Source organism: Streptomyces sp. NPDC102283 (genome assembly GCF_044766265.1).
Taxonomy (GTDB): Bacteria; Actinomycetota; Actinomycetes; order Streptomycetales; family Streptomycetaceae; genus Streptomyces.
The window spans coordinates 119,389-142,242 of record NZ_JBIWLQ010000018.1 but is presented as its reverse complement, the minus strand read 5'-3'; the positions used below and the strand labels follow the sequence as shown (position 1 = coordinate 142,242).

Here is a 22,854-nt window from a genome sequence, read left to right as displayed (position 1 = left end):
TTCACCTGTCCGCAGCATGGCCACCGCCGGTAGAGGGGTGTCGCGTCGAAGAATATCGCTTCGTGGACGGGCAGTTCGGGCTTCCGAGATCACCGGCCCGAGATCACCGGGCCGGCAGAAGGAGGGAGAACCCGACCGGTACGTAGAATCCGAGGAATGGGGACGAAGACGGGAAAGCGCTCCCCGGCCCGCCTCCGGGAGCGCGCCGTCGGCCCGGTCTGCGCCGTCCTGGCGTCGTTCGTGGTGCCGGCCGGTCTGCTGGCGGGTCCGTCTGCCGGTTGGCGCGCGGCCCTGCCCATGATGGTCGCGGTGCTGGGCGCCCTCGCCGTGGCCTCGCTGCACGGCAGGGACCGGCTGGTCCCGGCGGCCGCGGCCGTGGTGGCCGTGAGCTCCGCCCTCGGCACCCTGTTCGGGGCCCCTCCGGCCCCGGAGGCGGCGACCGGCGCGGCCACCCTCGTGGAGATCACGGGGCTTCTGCTGCTCGTCTTTCTGGTCGCCCGGTACGCCGGGACCCGGCAGGCCTTCGCGCTCTGCACCGTGCTCGGTGTCCTGGCATCGACGGCGCTCCTGCGGCTCCACCTTCCCCCGACCGCACTGGAAGCCGCCGCGCAGAGCTCGTTCTTCGCGCTCGGCGCCATCGCCGCGGCCGCCGCGGGCGGCGGTCTGCGCACCCTGGAGACCCGAAGGATCCGGGCGGTGCACGAGGCCCGTCTCAGCCAGCGCCTCCAACTGGCGGGCGATCTGCATGACTTCGTGGCGCACGACGTCTCGGGCATCGTCGTGCTGGCACAGGCGGCCCAGGTGATCGGTGCGGACCGGCCGGAGAAGATCATGCCGCTTCTCCAGCAGATCGAGGCTTCCGGCCTCCAGGCTCTCGGCTCCCTGGACCGTACGGTCCACATGCTCAGGTCCTCCGACGGTACGCCCCCCGCCGCCCCGGGCCCGTCCGGCGCACCACAGCCGGTGGTCTACGGCCTGGAGGACATCGTGGACGTCGTGGACCGCTTCCGTGCGGCCGGCCGGACCGAGGTCCGCCTGGAAATGGGCGGGTTGCCCGAGCAGTTCGGCCGAGTCCCCCGCGACGTGGCGAGCACGGCCCACCGCGTGGTGGTGGAGGCGTTGACCAACGTACGGCGGCACGCCGACAGCGCGCCGTGGGTGACCGTGTCCGTGACGCCCGCCCCCGAACGCCCGGAGCCGGTGCTCACCGTGTCCGTGGCCAACGGCTCCCCCGCCGCCGGCGAGACGGGCGGCGGGCACCTGGGCGACCGGGGGCGGCACGGGACCAGCGGCCTGGAGGGTCTCGCCGAACGCGCCCGGGCGCTCGGGGGGACCCTGGAGTTCGGCGCTCACGGGGAACACGGCTGGCGGGTCACCGCGGTCCTGCCACTGGGCTGAGGCTTCCGCCGCCGCGCCGGTCCGCACCCGCCCGGATCAGCCGCGGGTGCAGCGCTTGCACGCCCCGCGCCGCCGGAAGTAGTAGGCGAGCGTGGCCGCCGCCAGAGCGATGCCCCACACCGGCCAGATCATCTCCGGAACCGTGGCCCCCCAGTCGTCCCTCTGGTTGTCGAAGGCCCCCTGCAAGTGCAGCCGGATGTACATGACCCCGGCGATCGTCACCATGACGGAGACCAGCGTGGCCGGAACGACGGCCAGGCTCAACGGCACGCGTCGGCCCCTGAGGCCCACCATCCACCGGGGGAAGACCTCGCCCCAGCGCTGCACCAGGCCCAGGGTGAGCAGCGAGCCGAGCGCTCCCATGGTGGCGAGCGCGGCGCCGGCGATCCAGAGGTTGTCCTCCTTGCCCTCCTCCCACAGCTCCTCGGAGATGCCGAGCGGAATGCCCAGGGCCCACGCCCACCGAGTGCTGGCGTACAGCAGAGGGACGACGACCGCCGTCCAGGCGGCCCGCTTGCCCCAGCGGGCCGCGGCCTCCGGCGAGGTCCATCCGGCGCCCGAGTCGGTACGCCCGCAGCCGGTGCACGCGCCGGAGGTGCGACGCTGGTAGATGATCGCCGAAGCGAGCATGAGGCCCATCGGGACCACCGCGAACAGCTGGTTGATCACGGTCCAGTTGATCGCGCTGAACTTCAGCATGAAGACATAGGCGAGATTGCCGAGGATGCGGAAGTCGGCAAGCGTGCTGAACACCGCGGCCGCCGAGAAGACGGAGGCGCCCACCAGCACCCGGGCGGGTATCCGCCGGCGGCCCGGCAGGGCGAGGAGGAGAGCGACCGCCGCGCTGCCCAGGAACCCGCCCGCGATCCACGGTGCCAGCCGGTCGCGGCCGACGTGCTCGAAGGCCGAGTACTCCGGATTGGCGTCGTCGGCGCCGAACGGGAAGCCGTCCCCGCCGAGGGCCCAGTAGGTGTGGACGAGCCCGTACAGGAGGAGTGCGAGAAAAGCCACGTAGCCGATCAGGGCCGCCCTGTCGAACCGCTTGCTCACCGGGCCTGGGACACCCTCGGCACCGCCCGCTGTCCGCGATGGCGTGTGCTCGATCACCTGGACCATGATGCTTCCTCCTTGGATCGTCTCGCCGACCAGCCTTCCTGGCGGGGCCGTTCGGCACATCTCCCGAACGGCAGATGTGCCGAGCGGCCGCAACCGGCCGATTCACGGCCGCAGTAGGCAGGAAGGACGCGCACACGGCTCCGGTGGCTCAACGGATCGAAAGCGAACTACCGTACGGTCCGTGACAGTTCGTATCCTCCTCGCCGACGACCAGGAATCCGTACGCGTCGGATTCCGCCTCATCCTGGATTCCCAACCCGACATGGAGGTGATCGGCGAGGCCCGCGACGGTCTGGAAGCCGTCGAACTCGCCGCGCAGCTGGAACCGGACGTCGTGCTCGCCGACATCCGCATGCCGCGCCTGGACGGCCTGGAGGTCACCCGGCGGCTCGCCGGACCCGACGTCGAGCAGCCGATGCGCGTGGTGGTCGTGACGACCTTCGGACTCGACGAATACGCCCACATCGCGCTACGCAACGGCGCCTGCGGCTTCCTGCTGAAGCGCTCGGGCCCGACGCTGCTGGTGGAGGCGGTGCGCGCCGCGATGGCGGGTGACACGCTGATCAGCCCCTCCCTCACGATCAGCCTGCTGCAGCACCACCGGAACGCCGGCCGGCCCAGGCCCGCGCAACCGATGGACGCGCTGACGAGCAGGGAAACGGAGATCGGCCGCCTGGTCGCCAAGGGGATGACCAACGCGGAGATCGGGGCCGAGCTGTTCATCTCGGCCGGCACGGCCAAGACACATGTCGCCAACATCCAGCGCAAGCTGAGCGTCCGCAATCGGGTCGGCATCGCCGCCTGGATCTGGGGCAACGGCCTGGAGGGGTGACCTCGGCGGGGACGACCCGTGCCGTGCGTCCCGTGGTCAGGAATCCAACCGATGCAGCCTCCGCCCGCCCCAGAACCTCGCACCCGCGTAACGGGAGTCGCTGTCCGGCACCTCGGCGCGGAACCAGGCCGCCGGCAGCCTGTGCTTTTCGGAGGGCCAGTGGTGACTGCGCGCGACCGTCACGATGCTCGCATCGATCAACTGCAGTACGGCGGCGGCCAGGCCGCGCGCATGGCCACTTTGGACCGTGATCGTTTTCGCGTTGTTCGACCACGAGTAGCTCGATTCCCGAGCCGCGGCCAGGTCCTGCGGGAACGCGAGATGAGCGACCCCGTTCCGTACCTTCTGCACCTCCTTGAGGACGTCGCGAAAGGTCTCCGCGCTCTGGGCGTATTCAGCGAATACCCAGCCCTTGGGCGTCGCTCCCACCCAGGTGAAGGACAACCAAGCGGCCCACTCCGCCGCAAGGTCGCGATCGAGCACTCCTCGTCGGCGGAGGTACGGGGACAGGTGTTCCGGCTCCCAGGGGAGTGAGAGCCAGCCCTTCCCGTCCGGCCTCTTGATCTTCGGGATCTGGAAACGCCCGAGCCCGCTCGCTCCTCGCTCACCCCACGTCTCATCCGGATAGAACGCCGCACCGGCCAGGTCGTTGAGGAATCGCTCCCAGGCAGCCGCCGCCATCAGGACGGTGAGAGGGTTCAGCGTCGCCCGTGGCCGGCGCCCCCGCACCTCTTGCTCGGAGTGGATGGAGATGAGGTCCAGGAACTTCTTTGCATGCCATGCCGTCTCTGTGCAGACATCGGCGAAGCGCTCTTCGGTAAGCATGGAGCGCAGGCTAAGGGCTGTCCCGCAGGCGGAGGCGACGTTGTGCGTCGGAGCGCATGGGCCTCTGCCTCGGCCCTGTGGACGCCGCACGGGACGCCGCACGGGATCAATTTCGGCCATGTCCATCCCGGCGGCCGCAACTGCCGTGTCCGCACTGCACGTTACCGTCCGACACCTCTAGACTCGACGCACCTTCACGACCATGTGTGGTCGTACGACGTCAAGAAGGCCGCGTCGGACGCGAGCTGTCCCAGCCTCGCCCCTCGGCGCGCAGCGTGTGCGAACGGGGGATGTTGGGATGCCCGGTGCCGATGAGACCGGCGGGGCGCTGTTCTCGCTGCCCATGGTCGTGCCCAGAGCAACCGAGTACGTGCGTCTCGGCGTGTCGCCCGAAGCCACGGCCGACGAGATCCGCGCGGCCTCCAACCGTCACGACGCCCGGCTCAGAGCGCGCGGGGCGAGTGACGAGGAGATCGCCGCCGGCCACGCCGCCAATCTCGAGAGCACCGGGTCCCGCGCCGCACACGACGCCCGCCAACCACCGCTTCCCCTGCTGCGCCTGGCGCCGACCTGGGAGCCGATCCTCGACGCGGACGCCAAGGCCGCAGGCCTGACCGTGCTGCGCAGGGAGACCGAGGCGTTCCTCTCCGCAGCCGGTGCGGACGTCCACCACCCCACGGACACCACCCGTACGGATTTCACCGGCGACTTCACCCGTACCCATCTGCTCGACGGCTTCGCCGACGACTGAACACCGAAGGTCTCCCCATGGAAGACGCGTTGCACCGGGTCGTCGGCATCGACCTCGGCACCACCTACTCGGCCGTCGCCGCCTACCACCCCGACGACCTCACCCCCAAGATCCTCACCGACCCCGAACGTGAGGGGTCCGCCGCCGTCGCCACGCCCTCGGTCGTACGGCTCGACCCGGTCACCGGCGTCCTCGTCGTCGGGCACGACGCCAAGGACTCCATCAGCGAGGGGCCCGGTGCCGAGGGCACGCTGGTGGAGATCAAGCGCGAGATGGGGGCGGAGTTCAAGGAGCCGGAACGGCTCCGCCATTTCGGCGCCCAGGGCGTCTACCAGCTGAACGACCCGGTGCGGGCCAGGCTCGGCAGCGAGTGGCTGCTCCCCCAGGAGGTCAGCGCTCTGGTGCTGATGAAGATGAAGCGGATCGCCGAGCGAGCACTTGGCGGGGAGATCCACGACGCGGTGGTCACCGTACCCGCCTACTTCACGGAGCGGCAGAAGAAGGCCACCGAGGAGGCCGCACTGCTGGCAGGGCTCTATCCCCGCCAGCTCATCCCCGAGCCCACTGCCGCCGCCATCGCCTACGGCGTCGACCGGGCCGAGACCGAGCGGCAGGTGTACCTGGTCTTCGACCTGGGCGGCGGCACCTTCGACGTGTCGATCATCGAGACCCGGGAGGACGAGATCGAGGTCATCGCGACCGCCGGCGACCAGCGGCTCGGCGGCGGCGACTTCGACGACGCCGTCGCGGAGTGGATCAAGCAGGAGCTCGGCGACACCCTGCCGGCGAACATCGAGCCGCTGCGGATCAAGGCAGCGGCGGAGACAGCGAAACGCGAGCTGTCCCTGCGCGCCGCGACGACCGTTGACCTCGGCGGCGGGGCGGCCCCGCTGGAGCTGGGCCGGGACACCTTCGAGACGCTGATCCAGCCTCTTCTGGACCGGTCGCTGAAGCAGGTCGACAGGGCGCTGGACGACGCGCAGAAGCGCAAGGGCGTACAGCCCGCGCACGTCAACGCCGTTCTGCTCGTCGGCGGCTCTACGCGCGTGCCCCAGGTCAAGCGGATGCTTCTGAACCACTTCGACCAGGACGAGGGGTTCGTGCGCGGCGATGCCAACCCCGACACGCTGGTCGCGCGGGGCGCGGCGATCGTGGCCAACCGGTTCGAGGCCTCGCCCGCCTTCGACCTCGCGACACGGCCGACCGCCGAGCGGTCCGCGGACGACCAGGACTACGCCGTCACGTTGATCGCCGAGCACAGCATGGGCGTCGGTGTGAAGGACGGCGAGTTCAGCGTGCTGATCGAGCGTGGCACCAAGATCCCGGCCCGCCGGACGCGGAAGTACTACAACCCGGACCAGGCGCCCCGCATCGAGGCGGCGATCTATCAGGGCGAGGGCAGGTTCATCTACGACAACACCCTGATCGGCACGATCCACCTCGACGACATCGAGCCCCGCCCCGGGGGTTACCACGAGTTCGAGGTCGAATTCGGGCTCGACATGAACGGGCTGCTCGCGGTGCAGGTGACCCACACCAACACGGGGCGGGAGTACCAGGCGACCTTCGACCAGAGCACCACCATCGGCAAGCTCGACGAGCTGGCGGAGAAGCGGGCGGCGCTGGAGGCGTTGTTCGCGACGGTCGGGACGCCCGGCAGGTCCGCTCCGAGCGACCGATCACAGCCGCCCGCGGCCCCCGGTCCGGTGCCCGGTCCGGTCCCCCCGAGCGTGCCCGGCCCGGTGCCCCCGAGCGTGCCCGGCCCCGTCACCACCGCCGTACCGGCACCCCCGAGCGTGCCCGGCCCCGTCGCCACCGCCGTACCGGGGGCCGCCACCGCCACGGGCCCCGCCCTCCTGCCCCCTCAGCCGTCCGCACCCGCCGTGGAGGCGCCCGCCACCGGCATCGATCCGGCCGCTGTACCGGCCGAGTATCGCCGCTTGGTCAAGAAGGCCCTCCGCGCGAGCCGGGACGGTCACGCGGCCCCCGCGCTCACCGCGGCCCTGGACGGATTCTGGAACGCCGTGCGCGCCGGTGCCGACGAGGACACCCTGGACGATCTCGCCGACACGCTCGAGGACGAGATGTGACCACGCCCCTGGACGCGCCGGAGGCGGCCGTCGCCGACGAGCTCGACGCCGAGTACGTCGGCGTCGGCTGGTGGGGCACGCTCTACCGCGCGCCGCACCGCCGCCGCTGGTACCGGCTGATCCCGGTCGAGGAGGTCGACGGAAACCAGCGGGCCGAGCTGCTGGCCTGGCAGACCCGGCCACGCCGCCCCGGGATGGTCCCGGTGGTGCCCGACGAGCAGGGCGATCAACGGCAGCTCGCCGGGCGTTGGTTCCAGGTCGTCAGCTATCAGACCGACGAGCCCCGCGGGCTCGCCGACGCCCTCGCCCGGCGCGACACGGCCGCCCGGATCGCGTCCTTGGCCGAGGCGCTGCGCGCGCTCCCGGCCTGGCGGGCGGCGATCGGCCCCGAACTGGTGGCCCTGCCGGCCGACATCGTACTGAGCCGACACGGCCCCCTGCTGCTGCCCCTGCCCGCCTGGGGAGCACCTTCCCTCGGGCAGGTCTTCGCGGAGCCGGAGCGGCTGGCCCATCTCTCTCCGGAGGCGGCGCGCGGGCTCCCGACCGGCGACCGGGACCCGGGGCTGCACGCCCTCGGCGTGTCGGCGCTGCGCTGCTTCGAGCCGTCGCGGGATGCCGACGGAGAACGGCTCCTTCAACGGGCGGCCTGCGCCGCTGTGTTCGCCCCACGGCCGCACGACAGCCTGCTGCCGCCCTGGATGCGCCGGGTGGAGTCGGTCCGAGCGGTGCGGGAACAACTCCGCGCCCTGACCACAGGGTCCGGAGACACGGATCCGGTACGCCTGGCGGACGCCCTCGACGAGGCGTGCCGCGCGATGGACCCGGTGGCGACCGTACGTTCCCTCCGTGCCGCGGGGCAACCGCGCAAGGCCGCCGGACTCGCCCACGCCGCACTGGTCGACCATCCCGGATACCCCCTGCTGATCCTCGCCGCGGAGATCGCCCACCAGGACCTTTGGGACCCGCTGGAGGCGCTGTCACTGCTGGAGCGCGCGGTACGGACGGACCCGGCGCGCGCCGAGGCGTACGCGGCCCAAATGTCGATCATCGGCGGGCTGTGGGAGATCGTGCACGGCCGGCTCGCCGGGACCACGAACGGCGCCTTCGCTCACCGGCTGCTGACGACGGCCCGCGAGGCGTTCGACCGGCTACCGCCCGATCGGCGTCGGGAACACGCCCACGGGATGGCCGTCTGTCTCATCGGCCATGGCGAGCTGGTCGAGGCCAACGGGTTCGTGCACCAGTGGCTGCACGACGGGGCCACGCTGATGTGGTGGCGTTTCGACCTCATGCTCGACTACGCCGAGACCTTCCTGCTCCTCGGCCGGTGCGACGCGGCCGAACAGGTCCTGGAAGAGATCCGGGCCGGGTTCCGACGGGCCAGGGAGAACAACCACATGACACAGCGGCACATCCATGAAAACGGTCTGCGGTACGCGGAGCTCGTGAGGGCTCTGCACAGCAAGCGCGGCGGGGAGCCCGGGGCGTGATCACGATTCTGCTGGCGGTCGTCCTGCCACTCCTGCTCCTGTCCGTCCTGGCCGGAGCCGCGTACTTCCTCGTTGTCCTGCCGAGCCGCTGGCGACTGCCGTACGAGCAGTCACTGGTGCTGCTCGACAGCGACGACCGCGACGAGCTGGAGCGGGCCGACGAGCTGCTCGGGCATGCCCTCAACTCGGGGCCCCGGGGACAGGCGCTCGACCGGATCCGCTTCGCGCAGGCCTACGTGCGGGCGATGCTGGGACGGTACGAACGGGCGCGGTACGGCGCCGCGGCGACCGTCCTCGACGAACTGATCGCCGCGGCGGGCCGCACCACGGACACCGCCTACCTGGAACTGTGGGTACAGGCGAAGATGGAGAACCACGACCGCGTGGCCGATCTGTACGCGGAGCACTCCGTGCTTCTGGAGACCCGCCCGGTAGGCCGCCGCATCGCCGCCCTCTCCCACCTCCAGCTGGCCGTCGGGCACTGGCAGCGTCGGGAGACCGACGGGGCACTGCACCACTTCGACCGCGTCCGCGAGCTCGGCGAACTCACCGACCGGATCCCGCCCGAGGTGAACGACCTCCAACTCGCCAAGGGCGTCCAGTCGCTCTTCGACGGGCAGCCCGACGAGGCCCGCGACGCGTTCACCGGTGCGAGCCGACGCGCCGCGGAGCGGGGACTGCCGACGACAGAAGCGGAGTTGGGGATCCTCGCCTGCGACTGGGCGGACGGTCACCCGCGGGCGCTGGGCGAACGGCTGGCCCAGCTGGCCGGAGAGGTGGCGCAGCGCCCGGCCGACGACCCCACGACGGGACTCCTGCGCACCGGCATCGAGACGCTGAGCCTGATCGCGCTGGTACGGGAGTGGCTGGGCAGGCCCGCCCTGTCCGGGGCGCCCTGGCCGTCCGACTTCCTGGAACTGGAGCGGCGGGCCAACGCGGTGCGCGAGGCGGATCCCGAGCTCGGCGACGCCGCCCTGGTCGAGGGCCTGGTGCGCTACTACTTCGCCCTGAGCCAACCCGAGCGCGAGGACGCTCTCGCCGTCCTGGACGAGGGAAGGAGACTCGCCAGAGGCATCACGCTTCCCGAGGTGCTGGATCTGATGGAACGCGAGCGTGAGCTCGGCGGTGAGGGGAACGCCATCTCCCGCTACCTCACCCTCGTGAGCGAGTTCCTCGACGATCCCGACCGGTCCCCCGAGGACCGGGCCCAGCACCGGCGCATGAAGGAGAGGCTCGCGCCGTACGGCAAGCCCACCGACCTCGACACGGAAGCCATGCCCCGGCAACGGGCCCCGCTGGAGGACATCCAGCGCCGCAACGACTCACTGCGCCGCCGTGTCGAACTGATCACGTACCCGAAGCTCCGGGACCTGCCCGAGGACCACCCGGCCAAGGTCGCTGTGGGCGAGCTGCTGGAGAAGCTCAGGTCCGCCTCCCAGGTGTACGCGGACGGCGCCGGGGTCCTGCACGAAGCGGAGCGCAAGCTCATCATCAGCACCGGAGAGATCCTGCTGCCCGAGGAGACCGATGACCAGGATCGTGGCTAGGCGAATCAAGCGTGGAGGGCAGGCCGCCGCGCCGACCACCGGTCTCCTGGCCGGACTTGTGCTCGGGCGTGGCCGTACGGTCGAGCGTGCCGTGCTGCTCGACCGGCTGCCGCCGGTGGAGCACCGGCCGGCGCCGGACGAGGAACAGCTCTTCGAACAGGCCGGGCCGGCCCGGGTGCTGATGCTCCTGGTGAAGGTGAACCAGGAGTCCGAGTACCTGCTCTGCCGGAAGCTGGCCGAACACGCGCTCGGCACGGTGCCCGATCCCGGCGAGGTGCCGGAGCCCGGGGACTCGCTGGATATCGGAGGGGAGTACGCATGACCGGTGCCACGGACGACCGTCACTCCTTCCGGGAGATCAACCCCGTACAGCCGCTGGGGGCTCCGTCCTTCACGTTCTCGGCGATCAGCCGCCAGGCGGACCTCGCCGAACACGACCAGCGGTTGGACGAGATCGCCCGCAGGCCGGACTCCCAGCCCGTCACGAGCCGCCCGCTGGAGCTACCGCCCGCTCCTCTCATGGAAATGTCGCTGGTTCTCGCCGATGACGGCGAGGATCTTCTGGAGGACGCACGGGCCAACGCCCACGACGGCACCTACGACATCGCCCTGGAGCTCCTGACCGAGTACCTGCGCACGAGGCCGGAGCACCAGGAAGCCCGCTACCTGCGCGCGTTCTGCATGTACCGCCTTGACGGGCAGGACCAGGTCGCGGCGCTGCGGATGCTGCGTCCGCTGCGCGACGAACCGATGGCGGACGGCCTCCGCGGGCAGGTCCGCGCACTCCGCCGCGAACTGCGCGGTCGTCTCACCCCGGTCGAGATCAGCGCATACGCCCGGACGGCCCGCTCCGATCCCCGGGGCGCGCTCGAACGTGCCGAGGCGTACCTCGAACTGGCGCCGGAAGACGGCTCCCTGTCGTATCTCGTCGCCCTCGGCCAGGCCAAGGGCGGCGCGCTGGAACAGGCCCTGGACACCGCGACCCGGGGCGCGGAGGAGGCGGACGTCGACAAGGAGCAGGTCGAGGCGCTGGTACGCAAGCTGCTCCTGTCGCTGCTGCGCCCGGCCGTCGCGCCGGCCGTCAAGGCTTTCAAGGCGGGCGACCCGCGTCTGGCACGTGCCGAGCTGTCCCGCATGGACCCCGACCGACGCCGCAACTCCGTCGTCGACGACCTCGACGCCTATCTCGCCCTGTGCGTCACCGGCCCGAACCGTGCCGCGCTGCCGACGCCTGGCCTGCCCCCCGACCGCGCCGACGCCGTCTACTCCCTGATCGCCGAGGCGGACGGGCAGACAGCCGCGACGCTGATGCAGTCCGGTCTCACCGAAGCGGCGGAGCAGGTGCTGGCCCGGGTGCTGCCCCTGGTCCCCGGCTTCCCCTGGCTCAACTTCCTCTACGCAGCCTGCCTCCTGCGACTGGGCCGTGACCCGGAGCGGGCAGCGGCCTGCGCCGAGATCGCCGGGCGGGACGCCACCCTCACCCAGGCCGGTGAACTGCTGGAGGCCATCAGGGGCTGGCAGGAGGCGGCGGTCATCAACCCGGCTGTCGCCGAGTTCGTCGCCGCCATGAAGTCCGCGGCCGGCGGAGTGTCCGCCGATCGGCTGGCCACCTTGCACACCCGGCTGACGACCCTGCGACGCGGGCTTCCCGCCGTGCGGGCGGCAGCCCGGACCGGGCAGGGCAGGCAGGTCGTCCGGGAACTGGAGGAGGCGATCGCCCAACGGCTCGTGGACGTCGCGGACGCCATGACCGTCGGCACCCTCTACGACCGGTACGACGCCGTCATGGCCCCGGTCGCGGGCGGGATCGCCGGCACGGCGGCGGCGGACCGGCTGGCCCGTTCCCTGAAAGACCTGGCCGCGGTGATCGAGGACGAGCGCCGGAGGGCCGGGGAAAGCACCGGGCGCGATCCGTTCGAGGAGTTGGCGAAGCTCGTGACCGCGCGCCGCGCGGAGCTGGACCGCGTGAGGGCGGGGCTGCGGGTGTCGGACGTCGTCCAACGGTTCAACGACCTGGTCAAACCGCCACCCGCCCCCCTGTCGTCAAGGTCCGCGGGCCTCCTCCCGCCGCCGCCCCCGGATCCGTACACCATGCGCACCGAGCTGGTCGGCATCCTCGGTGAGGCCCGGAAACTGCGCCGCGACCACGGGCCCACCCTGGACCCCGAGCACCTGAAGCTGCTCGACCAGCTGATCGGCGCGATCTCGAAGGTGCTGGGATGACGGCGGACACCACGGGGACAGTGCCCGGGCCCGAACACTGGGACGTGTTCATCAGCTATGCCCGCGAGGACTACATCCAGGCCAAGGACCTGCACGACGCGCTGAGCGGCTGCGTGACGGCCGACGGCGCGACGCCGAGGATCTACCTCGACGTGTCCCGGACGGACGGCACCCCGCTGGGCGTGAACTGGCAGGGCTTCCTGGAGGAGGCGCTCCCCCGAAGCCGCCATGTCGTGGCGCTCTACTCGCCGACGTACTTCGAGAAGGACGTCTGCCAGTGGGAGCTGCACGAGGCTCACAAGCTGAACCCGCCGGAGGGCGGCCGGCTCATCCCCCTGCTCATCGATCCGGGGGCGATCGAGAAGGTGCCCTACATCGTGCACCGGATCAACTGGATCTCCGCGGCGCGGCCGCGCTGGATCGACGAGGTGTGCAGGGCCGTGGGGCTGCGCCCGGCCGAGACCCGCGCCGCCCTCCGCTTCGACACACCGCCGACCGGGGCGATCGCCGGTCACACGCTGCCCCGGTTGAAGGTGACGGGCACGGCACCGGACGGCGCCCCGTGGCCGGCCGGGGCAACGGTCGCCCTGACCGCGGAACCGCCCACCGCCGAACTGACCGGCACCCTGTCCGCGTCGGTCACCGGGAGCACGGCGGTCTTCGGCGACCTCGCGTTCCGTACGTCCGCCACCGAGGTACGTCTCGTCGCGACCGCCCCCGGCTGCGAACCGGCGACGACCCCGCCCTTCGAGGTACGGGAACCCGAGGAACCGCCCTCCTGGGACAAGCCCGACCACCCCGTACTCAGCGCTCGCGGTCACCCGGTCTTCTTCCCCGACGGCCGGGCACTGGCCGTACGCGACGGGCGGACCCTGACCTTCCATACGGCGGAGTACGAAGTGGGCGGTACGGCGGAGCTCAGAGCGCGGCCCCGACTGTGGGAGCGCGGGGAGCGCTGCCTGGCCGTCGCCGACTGGTCGGGGCGGGTGGTGCTGGCGGCTCCGGACGGACGGACCCGGGTCGTGGACCTGCCCGAGCCGCGCGGCGGGCGGTTCAACGTGCCGGGGGCTCTGGCCTTCGCCGGGGACGTGCTGTACGTCGGCATGTGGAGCGGGTCGGTGTGGTCGCTGTCACTCGACGCCAGGACCCCGGAGCCGGTACTGGAACACCCGGCGGGAGTGCAGGTGTTGGCGACGAGCGGCCCGGGGCTGCTGATCGGCGGCCTCGACGGGCGGCTCACCCACCGCACGGACGACGGGGCGGGCGCCGAGCACCGGCTGGAGCCGGTCCTTCTCGCCCTCACCCGCGTACGTGACTTCGTCATCGCGGTCGGCGAACAGCGGGTGCACCGGCTCGACCTGACGACAGGTCGGCTGCTCCAGGTCACGCAGCCGGTGACGGCGATCACCGGCACACTGGCGGGTGGTGAGTTGACGGCGATCGTGGACGGCGCGGGACAAGGCATGTGCTTCGACGCGGAGTTGGCGGTGCGCTTCGGATTCCGCACGGCGGCGGGAGCCCGACCCACGGGATCCGGCGACGACGGACGGCTGCTGGTCCTGAAAGCTCCCGACGGCTCACACGCCTTGGTGCGCGACGGACGCACCACCTACGTCTCCAGCCATCCGATGGCCCTCTCCCCGGACGGCCGGCGGGCGGCGGTGTCGGACGGGGAGCGCCTGCTGATCCTCGTGCCCGAGGACCTGGAGGAATCGTCATGACAGCCCGTGGGGCGCTGGAGAACCGGCCCGACGTACTGCGGCGGATGGCCGACGGGCTGTGGTCGGACCTCGAACAGGGCCGGTCGCTCACCCACGGCCAGTGGGAAGCGGCCGTCGAGGCCAGCTTTCGGATCGGCGTGCATCCCGCCACCGACCCGGGGACCGCGCTGCGGATGCTGACCCGCGCCCACCGGGCGGACGGCACGAATCCCAAACACCCCTACCACGTCGGTCTGCTCTACCTGCGTCACGGTCAACCGGACGCAGCCGTACGCTGGTTCACGGCGGCAGCCGACCTCTCTCCCGCCAACCACCGAATCTGGGCCCATCTGAGCCTCGCATACCGAGGACTGGACGATCAGCGCAAGGGCGTCGACGACGGCCATCGCGCACGCGCGGAGACGATCGCGGCCAAGATCCGCGAGGGACGCCACGACTTCGCGCCGGAGGGCTCGGAGGAGAACACAGAAGCCACGCCGCCGCCCGCGCTCCCGCTGCTCCGTCCCGGCGAATGCCGCTGGTCCGGCATCCACGACATGACGGCCGACGTCCGGCTCCGCGGCAACACCACCGCCCAGACCCGGGACGTACTCGCCGCCGAACTGGAGGGCATCGCCGAACGGGCCCGCCGACGCCGGGGCGGGACGGCCTCCTTCACCGTTCTCGCCGTGCAGTGGATGGTGTACGGCTACCCGACCGCGACCGTGCGCCGCCTGGCGAAGCTGCTGCCACCGGACGATGGCCCGGCGGCACGCATGCTGTACCTGGTGTGCGACCTCTTCGAGACGGACCTCGCCGAACTCCCGGACCGGCTCGCCGCCTGCCTCGCCGAACGTTCCCTGCCCGACGTGCTCATCGCGCTGATCCACCGCCGAAGGCTGTTCCGGCGCCCGCTCCGGTTTCCGGACCTGGGTGCCCACGCGGCGGCGCGGGAGTTCACCGAGGGCGATCACACGCGGCACGAGAAGGCGCTGCGGCTGGTGGCCGAGCAGCTCGCCCTCACCTCCGCCGGGCCCATGGCGGACGTACCGCGGCAAGCCGATACGACGGGGCCGGACGCAAGGGATCCCGACGACCGCCTTGCGGCGTTCGAGAAGGCCGCCGCGGATCTGGCCCTCCTCACCAGGGACGTGCACGCGCACATCAAGGCCCTCGCCGGGGCCACGGTGACGGACCATGCCGGATACGCCCTGGTCGCCGGCGACCGGGACGTACTGACGGACCTGGTGAAGCGCCTGGAGGCGGTACGGCAGGCCCGGTTGGAGGAGCTTCAGCGGTTCCAGGCGGCGGAGCCCTCGGGACTGGTGATGGCCTTCGAGGAGTTCCAGCGGCGGGTCGGGGAATGCCAGTCCTCCCTCCAGGAGCCCCTGGGCAGCCTGCGGGCCGTCCTGAACAGACGAGTGAACAGACAACTGGCGGCCAACAAGGCGAGCTTCGGCACCGCCGCACCCGCGCCGAGCGACCGGGCGAACGCTCTGGTGGACCGCCTGGCCACGCTGGAGGGGCCGCCCGGCGGCTTCTCCTCTCCCGGCGGCTCCTCCTCTCCCGGCGGCTTCTCCTCTCCCGACGACGAGCTGGCCCTACTCGAGGAGGCTGCCGCCCGGCTGACCGCCGTCACGGACGACGCCCTCGGCCAGGCCAAGGCCCTGGTGAAGGCCACCGTGGACCAAGAGCCGGACTACGCCCGCGCCCTGGGCGACCAGCAGGTCCTTGCCGACCTGGTGGAACGCCTGGAAGCCGTACGAACGATCCGGCTTCAAGCCCTGCAACAGCTCAAGGCACCCGAGGCGTCGGCCTCCGGTCTCGTGCTGCCCTTCGCGGAGTTCCAGCGGCGGCTGGAGGAGTGCGAGTCGAGCCTGCAGGAAGGCCCGGGCAAGGTACGCGGCATCCTCGCCAAGAGGGTCGGCAAAAGGCTGGCGACACAGCAGGCGGTCTTCCCGGCCACCGCACCCGCCCCCTCGCCGACCGCCCTGGCGCTCGCGGAGCGCCTCGCCGCCCTGGACCCGAACCCCGCCGCCCCCGTGGCAGCCGACACCGTCGCCCTGCGCCCGTCTCCCCCGCCGCCTCCCGAGCAGGCAGGTCCGCGCGAGCGGGTCCAGCACGCCCTCGCCGTCGCCGAACAGGCCCTCCACACCAACTTCGCCGAGGCCTGGCAGACACTGGACGCCTATCCGGCCGCGCTGAGACACCGGGAGGCGGTCGTCCTCCTGCGCACCTACCTCGGTGGGCATCAGGCGGAGGCCGATCAGCGGCTCGGACGGTCGGCGGCGGCGCGGCGGCGCTGGAGCACCATGCTCACCGACGATCCCCTGCACCCGGCCGTACTGCGGAACCTCGCGGTGGCGCACACCGTCGCGGGCGACCTCGGTCCGGCCGCTCAGGCGTGGAGCCTCGATCTCGAAGCGCACTACCTCAGGGCGGTGGTCGACGGGGACATCCGCAGCGGCGCCGCCGAACGCGCGGCCCTGCACCGGGTGCTGGCCGCGTCGTTCGGTACGGCCCCACTCTGCCCGCCCCTCACAGCCGACCAGGAAACGGACGAGAACCAGGGGCAGGTGGTGCGGCTGCTGGCAGGCGCGGGCAAGATCACGACCGCCGTCGCGCATTTGCGACTGGAGGAGCTGAACCACGCCCTGTCCCATCGCAGTTCGACCCTCGTCCTCGGCGTTGGCCGCTCCGTCAAGGACACCGAACTGGCCGCCGCCCGGGACCGTCGCAAGGCTGCCGTCGAAGGGGCCGTGGGATTGCTCCCGCCCAAGGTCCGGGCCGCTTTCCGAAAACTGTGCGACGAGATGATCGACGCGGCCCACAGAGATGCCTCCCGGACACGGGGGCGCACCCGGAGGGCGGGCAGCGAGGCGGAGGAGACAGCCCACCAGGAATGGGCGCGCGGTCGACTCCTGTGGAAGGTGAAGCTCGGCAAGGCCGTGCAGAGCCAGGACTCCGCATGGCCGCTGACCGAGCACTCGGGCGACGTGATCGCGAATCTGAGCCGCATCGACTCGCTGCCCCTGGACCCGGCGGACGAGGGTCTGCTGCGCGGTGCCCAGCAGCTGGGCGCCCGGGGTGACGCCACCGAGGTCATCGAGCAGTACAACCAACTCGGCCAGCTGGCCTGCGAGGTCGCCGTGAAACGGATCTACGGGGCGGCCCAGGAGGCGGCGTCCGGCCCCGCCACACGGCACTTCTCCGACCGGTTCCGGCGTATGGCACTCTCCTGGGGGCGCAATGGCGACGCCGTCCCCGAGGTGTACGCCGGCCTCCTCGACGACCCGTACCAGGTCTACTCCCCGTCCGCGGAATCGGCGTTCGACCTCCTGAAGCAGCTGCGAGAGACCGGTCGCCCCGCCGGCGAGGAGCAACGCAAGATCCTCACGGCCGCCGCGGCCGCTCTGGAACGCTGGCGGGACCGGCTCCCCGGGGCCACCGGCCCCGCCCGCAACCTGGCGGCACTGCTCACTGCCCTCGGCCGGTTCGACGAGGCCCGCGCGGTCTTGTCCAGGGCCAGGCGCGAAGCCTTCGGCGAGCTGGGACGACGACAGGTCGCCATCGCGTCCGCCCGTCTCGACATCAGCGCTGGAAGGTTCGCCGAGGCCGTGGACCTGGTGCGTGAACTCCTCGACGATCACCCCGACGACGAGCGGCTGCGCGTTCTGCTCGCCGAGGCGTACAACGACTGGATCAACTCGGCGAAGGACGTGCCCACCGCGTCTACCGTCGCCGAGGACCTCGCACGGTGGACGGACGACGCCACGGTCAGGAACCGCCGAGTGCTGGTCGTGAACGCGGCCCTGGCCACGGACCGGAGCGACCTGGACCCCGTCGCCACAGCGCGTGCGCTCTCCAAGGACCTACGGAATCTGTGTGAGCAGGACCCCGAGAACGCGGGGGCGAACGAGCAACTGGTCGTCGCGCTCTACCAGGAGGCGCTTGCGGTCCGCACGCGGATTCGGTCCACCACGGGCACGTCGCGCAGGATTCTGAGCGATGAACTCCAAGCGGTGCGCACGAAGTGCGCGGAGCGTGCGACCGAACTCCTGGAGTCCACACTCCTGGCCGACGGAGAGCGGCGCGAGCAGATCCAGCAGATCCTCCGAGCGGTACGCCCGGAGGAAGCATGACCGCCCACGCCGATCCGCACGGAACACCGGCCACGAGCACACCGGCCGTGTGACCCGCCACGCCCCGAGCAACAGAAAACCCCAGGTCACGAGCTGAGTGACCTGGGGTTCGACTGAGCCGCCTTCGGGATTCGAACCCGAGACCTACGCATGACGAGACCGCGAGCGCTCATGCCGGGTGGTACCTCGTTGTGCTGGCCCAGGACGTTCTTCCTGGTCAGAGCATGTGCAGCAGCTTGGCCTCTGCCACTCCGCGCTGCACCATCCAAAGGCGTCCGTCCACCGCCCGTCCACCGGCGGGGCCGCGCGACCGCACATCCCTGTCAGGCCGCGTGGCTCTCCACGAGGACCGGGCACGTTGGGCGGGGCACGAGGGCGACTGTCACTTTCCTGTAACGCGCGGCCGCCCGGCACCGCCACAGTGCCCACTCCGCGAAACGCCGTCGGGCCCCGGCGCCAAGGGCGCCGGGGCCCGACTGCACTGCTACACCACCCACCGGCCCTGATACCGCGCCGGAAAGGCGTACTGCTGATACCGCGAACCGCTGGTGACCTCTCACAGCGTCACTCCGGCAGCCGGCCCCGTCGCCCATCCTGCATCTGCTCCGGCTTAGAACCCCACTACCGAACTTCCCGGTACGCGCGCCGCAGCCTGACGCCATTTACCGAGGAACCACTGGTACTGCGGACTGCGGTACTGCCTGCGGTGGCCCCTGATCCACTGCGGGCCACGCGGTCCGGGGCCAGTCCCGTCGCCGTCCTTCAACAATCCTGGCTTCGCAACTCCACCGCCGCACCGTCCTGCAACTGCGTCAGTGCCTCACGGCAGTTCATGCCTGCCGGTCCTGCTCGACCTCTTGGCTACGGACAGAACACCAGCCTCAGCGGCACCCGCATGTCTACTTCCACTGCAACAGATTTTCTATGGACGGTGCCATTGAAGTCTTACGGTACGCAGCGCCGACCTGGTGCTCCGGGGCGGGCCTAAAGGTGTGAACACTGCCGGAAACGGGCAGGCGGGCCAGCACGGCACAAGCGCCACGACCGATCACAGGTGGGGTGTACGCGCATGAACAGCACGAAGATCACCATCTCAGAGGCGACCCCCGTACCGGCCACGGTCCGGGGCAACAGCGCAACGGGCGTCAGCCAAGCCCGCCAGGCCGCCCGGGCCTTCACCGACCGCCTGGTCCCAAAGCCCTGTTCGGACGTGGCGGACACCCTCGTCCTGGTGGTCTCCGAGCTCGTCACCAACGCCCTGCGCCACGGCGGCGGCGCCTTCGCACTCCGTCTGAACGCTCACCTCGGCGCCATTGAGGTCGCTGTCGACGACGCAAGTCCGCGATGGCCGCGTATGCGGACCCCCGACGTGACCGGTTCCGACGGCGGCTTCGGCTGGCCCATGGTCAACCGCCTGGCCCGCAGGACCGCGGTCACTCGCCGGGCAGCCGGAGGCAAGACCGTCACGGCCCTCCTCTCCCGCTGACGCTGCCACGGGCAGCAAGACCTCCGGGTCGGATCACCGCAGAGCCAGCGAAAGCCCGAAGGACCGAACAGGAAAGCCACTGAGGTCGTTCCGGGGCGCGTACGGGGCATCTGCGGCAACAAGGCGGCGATCACTCGTGGCGGACGCAAAGGCGTCTGCGCGGACTCCACTTGGCACTCTGATGGATGACGCGAGGGGCTGGGGGAGCGATACTCACCTCATTCTGATCCCACCGCAACGCACGACCGACGCCCTCGCTGCCGCTCCGCCCCGAACACAGGGACGGAGCGGCTGTCTGTCGGCACACCGAAACCGAAGCTGCCGAGGCAGGCGTGCCGGGGCCGGTCCCGTCGCGGTGGAGTACCAGCCCTGGTAGGCGGGCCCGCCGACTGCGCCCAGGTTCAGCGAAGGGGCGCGGTGCGGAGAGAAAGGTAGTAGTCACCGACCGCCGACAGGTAGTCGGGATCACCTGTCTCGCTGTCGGTGGTGAATCGGGGAGCGGCTTTGATCTCCTCCCGGGACGGTGCGACCTTCACCGTCTGCGCCCTGGTGTCGAGGGCAATGACAGCACCGGCCGGGATCAGCACGCTTCTGCCGAACTTCCACACACCGGTGTCGACGACCAAGTGCTGCATGCCGGGCTGGTCCTGCTGACGGTCTACGTGGCCGATGCCCCCGTCCGCGGCCTCCACGGTGAATCCCACCAGCGACTGGCCATCCATGTGACCGCTGTCCTGCGCGTACATCCACATACTGCTCACCGACCCAGCCCTTCATCCCGGCCGACCGCGGACGGTGGCCTGGTCTCCTACGACGGTCTCTTCCTTCCCTGCCACGTGCCGGGCAATCAGCCATTCGATGCGGCGGTCGGCGTGCGCGCAGGCCAAGTCGGTTGCCGCCGGAGCGGGTTGCGTGGTGGCTTCCGTGACAGCCAAGGCCCTGTGGCGGAGGCGGCCGTTGCGTGAAGGGCGGGCCAGGGCAGGCCGGCAAAGCACGGCAGCAGTATCCGGAGAGGTGGAGGAATCGTTCTGGCATATGTGACGAATGACCAAGGGGCCGAATCGAACCGCAGCGCGCCGGCCGGCAGGGGCAAGCGCAGAGCGGGCCCTCTTCTTCCGGAGCAAGCGCGCGGCAAACATGCCTGCGGCCCGGCTCACGCCCGAGAGCAGGCCTCTGACGAAGCGATGAACGGGAGTACACCTCTGTACAGTCGGCTCGCCGAAGAATGGTCATCCGAAGGAGCCGCCGTCCCCTGCCGTCCTGACCCGTTGTGGCAGCGTCTGGTGTCCTTCGAACACTTCAGGCGTGAGACGGAAGGCACGTTGCGCCGACTCCACCTGGAAGCAGAAGCCCCATGGGAGGCCCAGCGGGGTCGGTTCGGCTGAAGGCTCCCCAGGTGGTCCGCGCCGCACCGGTGTCTCAGGGCTGGCCGGGCACCTCGCCACCTCCGCTTCCGGTCCCTTGAGCTCCACTCGCGCCAGGCCGGAAAGTCGGTCACGACCGCGCTCCGCCCTCTCCCTGCTGTCCATGGACGGACAAGCAGTTCATGTCTTCCGGCTGCGCCGAGCCGGGCCCTCACCGGCACTCCTGCCACCTCCTCGCCCTGCACGAGTAGGTAAGCCGTGCGCTGCGGTGGGGTAACCCGCCTGTCGTGCTCGGCCGGAAAGCCGTGTCGCCAGGCACGTACACGCGGGCACGCCGACCGGGCTCCGAGCTGTCTTCTCAAAGAAGCGGCTATGACGTCGACGGACTCCACCGGCGGGGGTGCCCGGCCTCATGCCCGTAACGGACCATGTGCCGAGCGCGAGGATCGACTCGGTGCAGAGGTAAGCCGACTCGTCTCCTTTTCGGAGCAGGCGCCCGCGGGGCAGGAGGAGCGTCGGCTCCGGTGCCGCCGACAGGCGGTTCAGCGCCTGTCGGCAACAGGGCCTCAGTGCTGTCCTGCTCGCAGCGGCAGCGCGGGAGAGCCTGCCAATGTTCGACGAACACAATCGGCTCCATGTCGAAGCCTGACGCGCTGCTTGTTGACGTTGCCGCCCTGGTGGAGTCCGGGCGCAGCAATCAGATGGCCCCGACCGTGGTCGCCGGTGGAGCTGTCATCACGGGCCGGCTGGCACCCGAGGCCGTCCGGAGGCAGCGGGTGTCAAAGGTCCTTGCGGACTCGGCCCGCCTGGGCGACTTTTCCGCCATGTTCACCACCGCTGCCTCTGAGGAAGGGCCGCCCACGCATCTGCACTTCCACGTGGCGCGGATTCTGCAGGGCACGGTGGGGATCCCGGAGACGGGCGGGATGTACCGGGTCGCGATCGAGGACGTCAGCGCCTGGGCGACTTCAGCTACTCCGACCACTGAGACACTGCCGGGCCGGACTGCTCCAGCCAGGGGTGAGCGGCCGCCCGGATGCTCCGGGCGGCCCCTCACCCCTGCTTGCCGGCGGCTCACGCCTGCCCGTCGCTCAAGCGGCCACAGGGGCGCCGAGCATCGCGGATGCCTGCTGCAAAGGATTGAGAACGCGAGTGGGCGCGGGGGCCGGGGCGAGGTCGCGGCAGGTGAAGCCGAGCTGGGTCATGGCCCGCAGTACCTCTCCTGCGCTGAAGTCGCGGCGGTCCTGGCGTGTGATGACCTGTCCGACCTGTTTGACGGGGTAGGTCCGTCGGCCGATGATCACGGACTCGCCGGGAGCGTGCTCGGGCTTGATGCCCTTCATCGATTCCAGGACGCCGCTCCTGGTGAGGTCGAACGGGAAGCGGGCGATGACACAGCGCATGATGCCTCACAGGGAGAGGAACGAAGAGGGAGTGGTTCTGCCGCGGATGGGACGGCTCAGCGGGCGAGGGCGAGGACGCCCAGGGCGCTGCCGTGTTCGTCGACCACGGGCAGGGCATCGACTTGGTTGTAGCGCATCATGTGGCCGGCTTCGGCCATGGTGGTCACCGGTGAGGTGAACGGTCCGCGGTCGCCGAGGATGTCCCGCAACCGGACCCTGTCCGAGTACGCGGAGCCGTCACGAACTGCTGCAAGGCGGGCGTGGGTGACCAGTCCGGTACACCGGCCGCTGTCGTCGCAGATAAGCAGATGCCCGGTGCGGGCACTGGCCATGACGGACAGGGCGACCTCGACGGTCATGTCATCACAGACCTGCGGCCCGGCGGTGTCCATGGTGTCGGCCACCGTCCTGCCTACGGCAGTGGCCTTCGTCGTGCGGGGCTGCATCTGGACGAACGTCAAAAGGTGCCTCCTGCAGTGGTGGGTGA

General features: G+C 70.9%; 16 protein-coding genes and 1 pseudogene. 12 read left to right on the top strand and 5 right to left on the bottom strand.

Going from position 1 to position 22,854, the window contains the following annotated elements; genetic code table 11:
* Nucleotides 1-156 precede the first annotated feature (156 nt).
* The gene (locus ACIRJT_RS30055) at nucleotides 157-1,398 is read left to right on the top strand and encodes a sensor histidine kinase (RefSeq protein WP_403915187.1); all 1,242 of its coding nucleotides are present in this window, start codon (nucleotides 157-159) and stop codon (nucleotides 1,396-1,398) included.
* 36 nt (nucleotides 1,399-1,434) lie between these two features.
* Here the strand turns inward: ACIRJT_RS30055 and ACIRJT_RS30050 are convergent, their stop codons facing one another.
* A complete protein-coding gene (locus ACIRJT_RS30050) occupies nucleotides 1,435-2,514 on the bottom strand; it encodes a hypothetical protein (protein WP_403915185.1) in 1,080 nt (359 codons plus the stop codon).
* A 181-nt stretch (nucleotides 2,515-2,695) separates the two neighbouring features.
* On the opposite strand from ACIRJT_RS30050, the gene ACIRJT_RS30045 reads away from it, so the two are divergent.
* Complete coding sequence (locus ACIRJT_RS30045; RefSeq protein WP_403915182.1) at nucleotides 2,696-3,346, top strand: response regulator; 651 nt, start codon at nucleotides 2,696-2,698, stop codon at nucleotides 3,344-3,346.
* A 36-nt stretch (nucleotides 3,347-3,382) separates the two neighbouring features.
* Here the strand turns inward: ACIRJT_RS30045 and ACIRJT_RS30040 are convergent, their stop codons facing one another.
* Nucleotides 3,383-4,171 carry a hypothetical protein gene (locus ACIRJT_RS30040; RefSeq protein WP_403915180.1) on the bottom strand — a complete coding sequence of 263 codons (789 nt, stop codon included), beginning with the start codon at nucleotides 4,169-4,171 and terminating at the stop codon, nucleotides 3,383-3,385.
* A 298-nt stretch (nucleotides 4,172-4,469) separates the two neighbouring features.
* Between ACIRJT_RS30040 and ACIRJT_RS30035 the strand changes: the two genes are divergently transcribed.
* From ACIRJT_RS30035 to ACIRJT_RS29995, 9 genes are all read left to right on the top strand, one after another.
* On the top strand, nucleotides 4,470-4,922 hold the full coding sequence (locus ACIRJT_RS30035) for a hypothetical protein (RefSeq protein WP_403915177.1): 453 nt from the start codon (nucleotides 4,470-4,472) through the stop codon (nucleotides 4,920-4,922).
* Nucleotides 4,923-4,939: 17 nt separating this feature from the next.
* Complete coding sequence (locus ACIRJT_RS30030) at nucleotides 4,940-7,012, top strand: Hsp70 family protein (protein WP_403915175.1); 2,073 nt, start codon at nucleotides 4,940-4,942, stop codon at nucleotides 7,010-7,012.
* Nucleotides 7,009-8,502, top strand: a complete 1,494-nt coding sequence (locus ACIRJT_RS30025) for a hypothetical protein (protein ID WP_403915172.1) — start codon at nucleotides 7,009-7,011, stop codon at nucleotides 8,500-8,502. The genes ACIRJT_RS30030 and ACIRJT_RS30025 overlap by 4 nt, the downstream gene beginning before the upstream one ends.
* The gene (locus ACIRJT_RS30020; RefSeq protein ID WP_403915169.1) at nucleotides 8,499-10,049 is read left to right on the top strand and encodes a hypothetical protein; all 1,551 of its coding nucleotides are present in this window, start codon (nucleotides 8,499-8,501) and stop codon (nucleotides 10,047-10,049) included. The genes ACIRJT_RS30025 and ACIRJT_RS30020 overlap by 4 nt, the downstream gene beginning before the upstream one ends.
* Nucleotides 10,042-10,371 (top strand): hypothetical protein, encoded by a 330-nt coding sequence (locus ACIRJT_RS30015; RefSeq protein ID WP_403915167.1) that lies wholly within the window; start codon nucleotides 10,042-10,044, stop codon nucleotides 10,369-10,371. The genes ACIRJT_RS30020 and ACIRJT_RS30015 overlap by 8 nt, the downstream gene beginning before the upstream one ends.
* The gene (locus tag ACIRJT_RS30010; protein ID WP_403915164.1) at nucleotides 10,368-12,272 is read left to right on the top strand and encodes a hypothetical protein; all 1,905 of its coding nucleotides are present in this window, start codon (nucleotides 10,368-10,370) and stop codon (nucleotides 12,270-12,272) included. Before ACIRJT_RS30015 ends, ACIRJT_RS30010 begins: the two co-directional genes overlap by 4 nt.
* On the top strand, nucleotides 12,269-13,993 hold the full coding sequence (locus ACIRJT_RS30005) for a TIR domain-containing protein (protein ID WP_403915162.1): 1,725 nt from the start codon (nucleotides 12,269-12,271) through the stop codon (nucleotides 13,991-13,993). The genes ACIRJT_RS30010 and ACIRJT_RS30005 overlap by 4 nt, the downstream gene beginning before the upstream one ends.
* Nucleotides 13,990-18,114: a hypothetical protein gene (locus tag ACIRJT_RS30000; protein ID WP_403915159.1), complete on the top strand. Its 4,125-nt coding sequence runs from the start codon at nucleotides 13,990-13,992 to the stop codon at nucleotides 18,112-18,114. The genes ACIRJT_RS30005 and ACIRJT_RS30000 overlap by 4 nt, the downstream gene beginning before the upstream one ends.
* A 1,069-nt stretch (nucleotides 18,115-19,183) precedes the next feature.
* Nucleotides 19,184-19,600, top strand: coding sequence for an ATP-binding protein (locus tag ACIRJT_RS29995; RefSeq protein ID WP_403915156.1), 417 nt, complete (start codon nucleotides 19,184-19,186; stop codon nucleotides 19,598-19,600).
* Between the two features lie 401 nt (nucleotides 19,601-20,001).
* Here ACIRJT_RS29995 and ACIRJT_RS29990 read toward each other — a convergent pair whose 3' ends face one another.
* Complete coding sequence (locus tag ACIRJT_RS29990) at nucleotides 20,002-20,346, bottom strand: PRC-barrel domain containing protein (protein WP_403915154.1); 345 nt, start codon at nucleotides 20,344-20,346, stop codon at nucleotides 20,002-20,004.
* A 1,253-nt stretch (nucleotides 20,347-21,599) separates the two neighbouring features.
* On the opposite strand from ACIRJT_RS29990, the pseudogene ACIRJT_RS29985 reads away from it, so the two are divergent.
* Nucleotides 21,600-21,952: pseudogene (locus tag ACIRJT_RS29985) on the top strand (hypothetical protein).
* A 103-nt stretch (nucleotides 21,953-22,055) separates the two neighbouring features.
* On the opposite strand, the gene ACIRJT_RS29980 reads toward ACIRJT_RS29985, so the two are convergent.
* Both ACIRJT_RS29980 and ACIRJT_RS29975 read right to left on the bottom strand, forming a co-directional pair.
* Nucleotides 22,056-22,367 (bottom strand): SCO5918 family protein, encoded by a 312-nt coding sequence (locus ACIRJT_RS29980; protein ID WP_069752083.1) that lies wholly within the window; start codon nucleotides 22,365-22,367, stop codon nucleotides 22,056-22,058.
* 56 nt (nucleotides 22,368-22,423) lie between these two features.
* Nucleotides 22,424-22,828, bottom strand: a complete 405-nt coding sequence (locus ACIRJT_RS29975) for a CBS domain-containing protein (RefSeq protein ID WP_403915151.1) — start codon at nucleotides 22,826-22,828, stop codon at nucleotides 22,424-22,426.
* Between the last annotated feature and the right edge of the window lie 26 nt (nucleotides 22,829-22,854).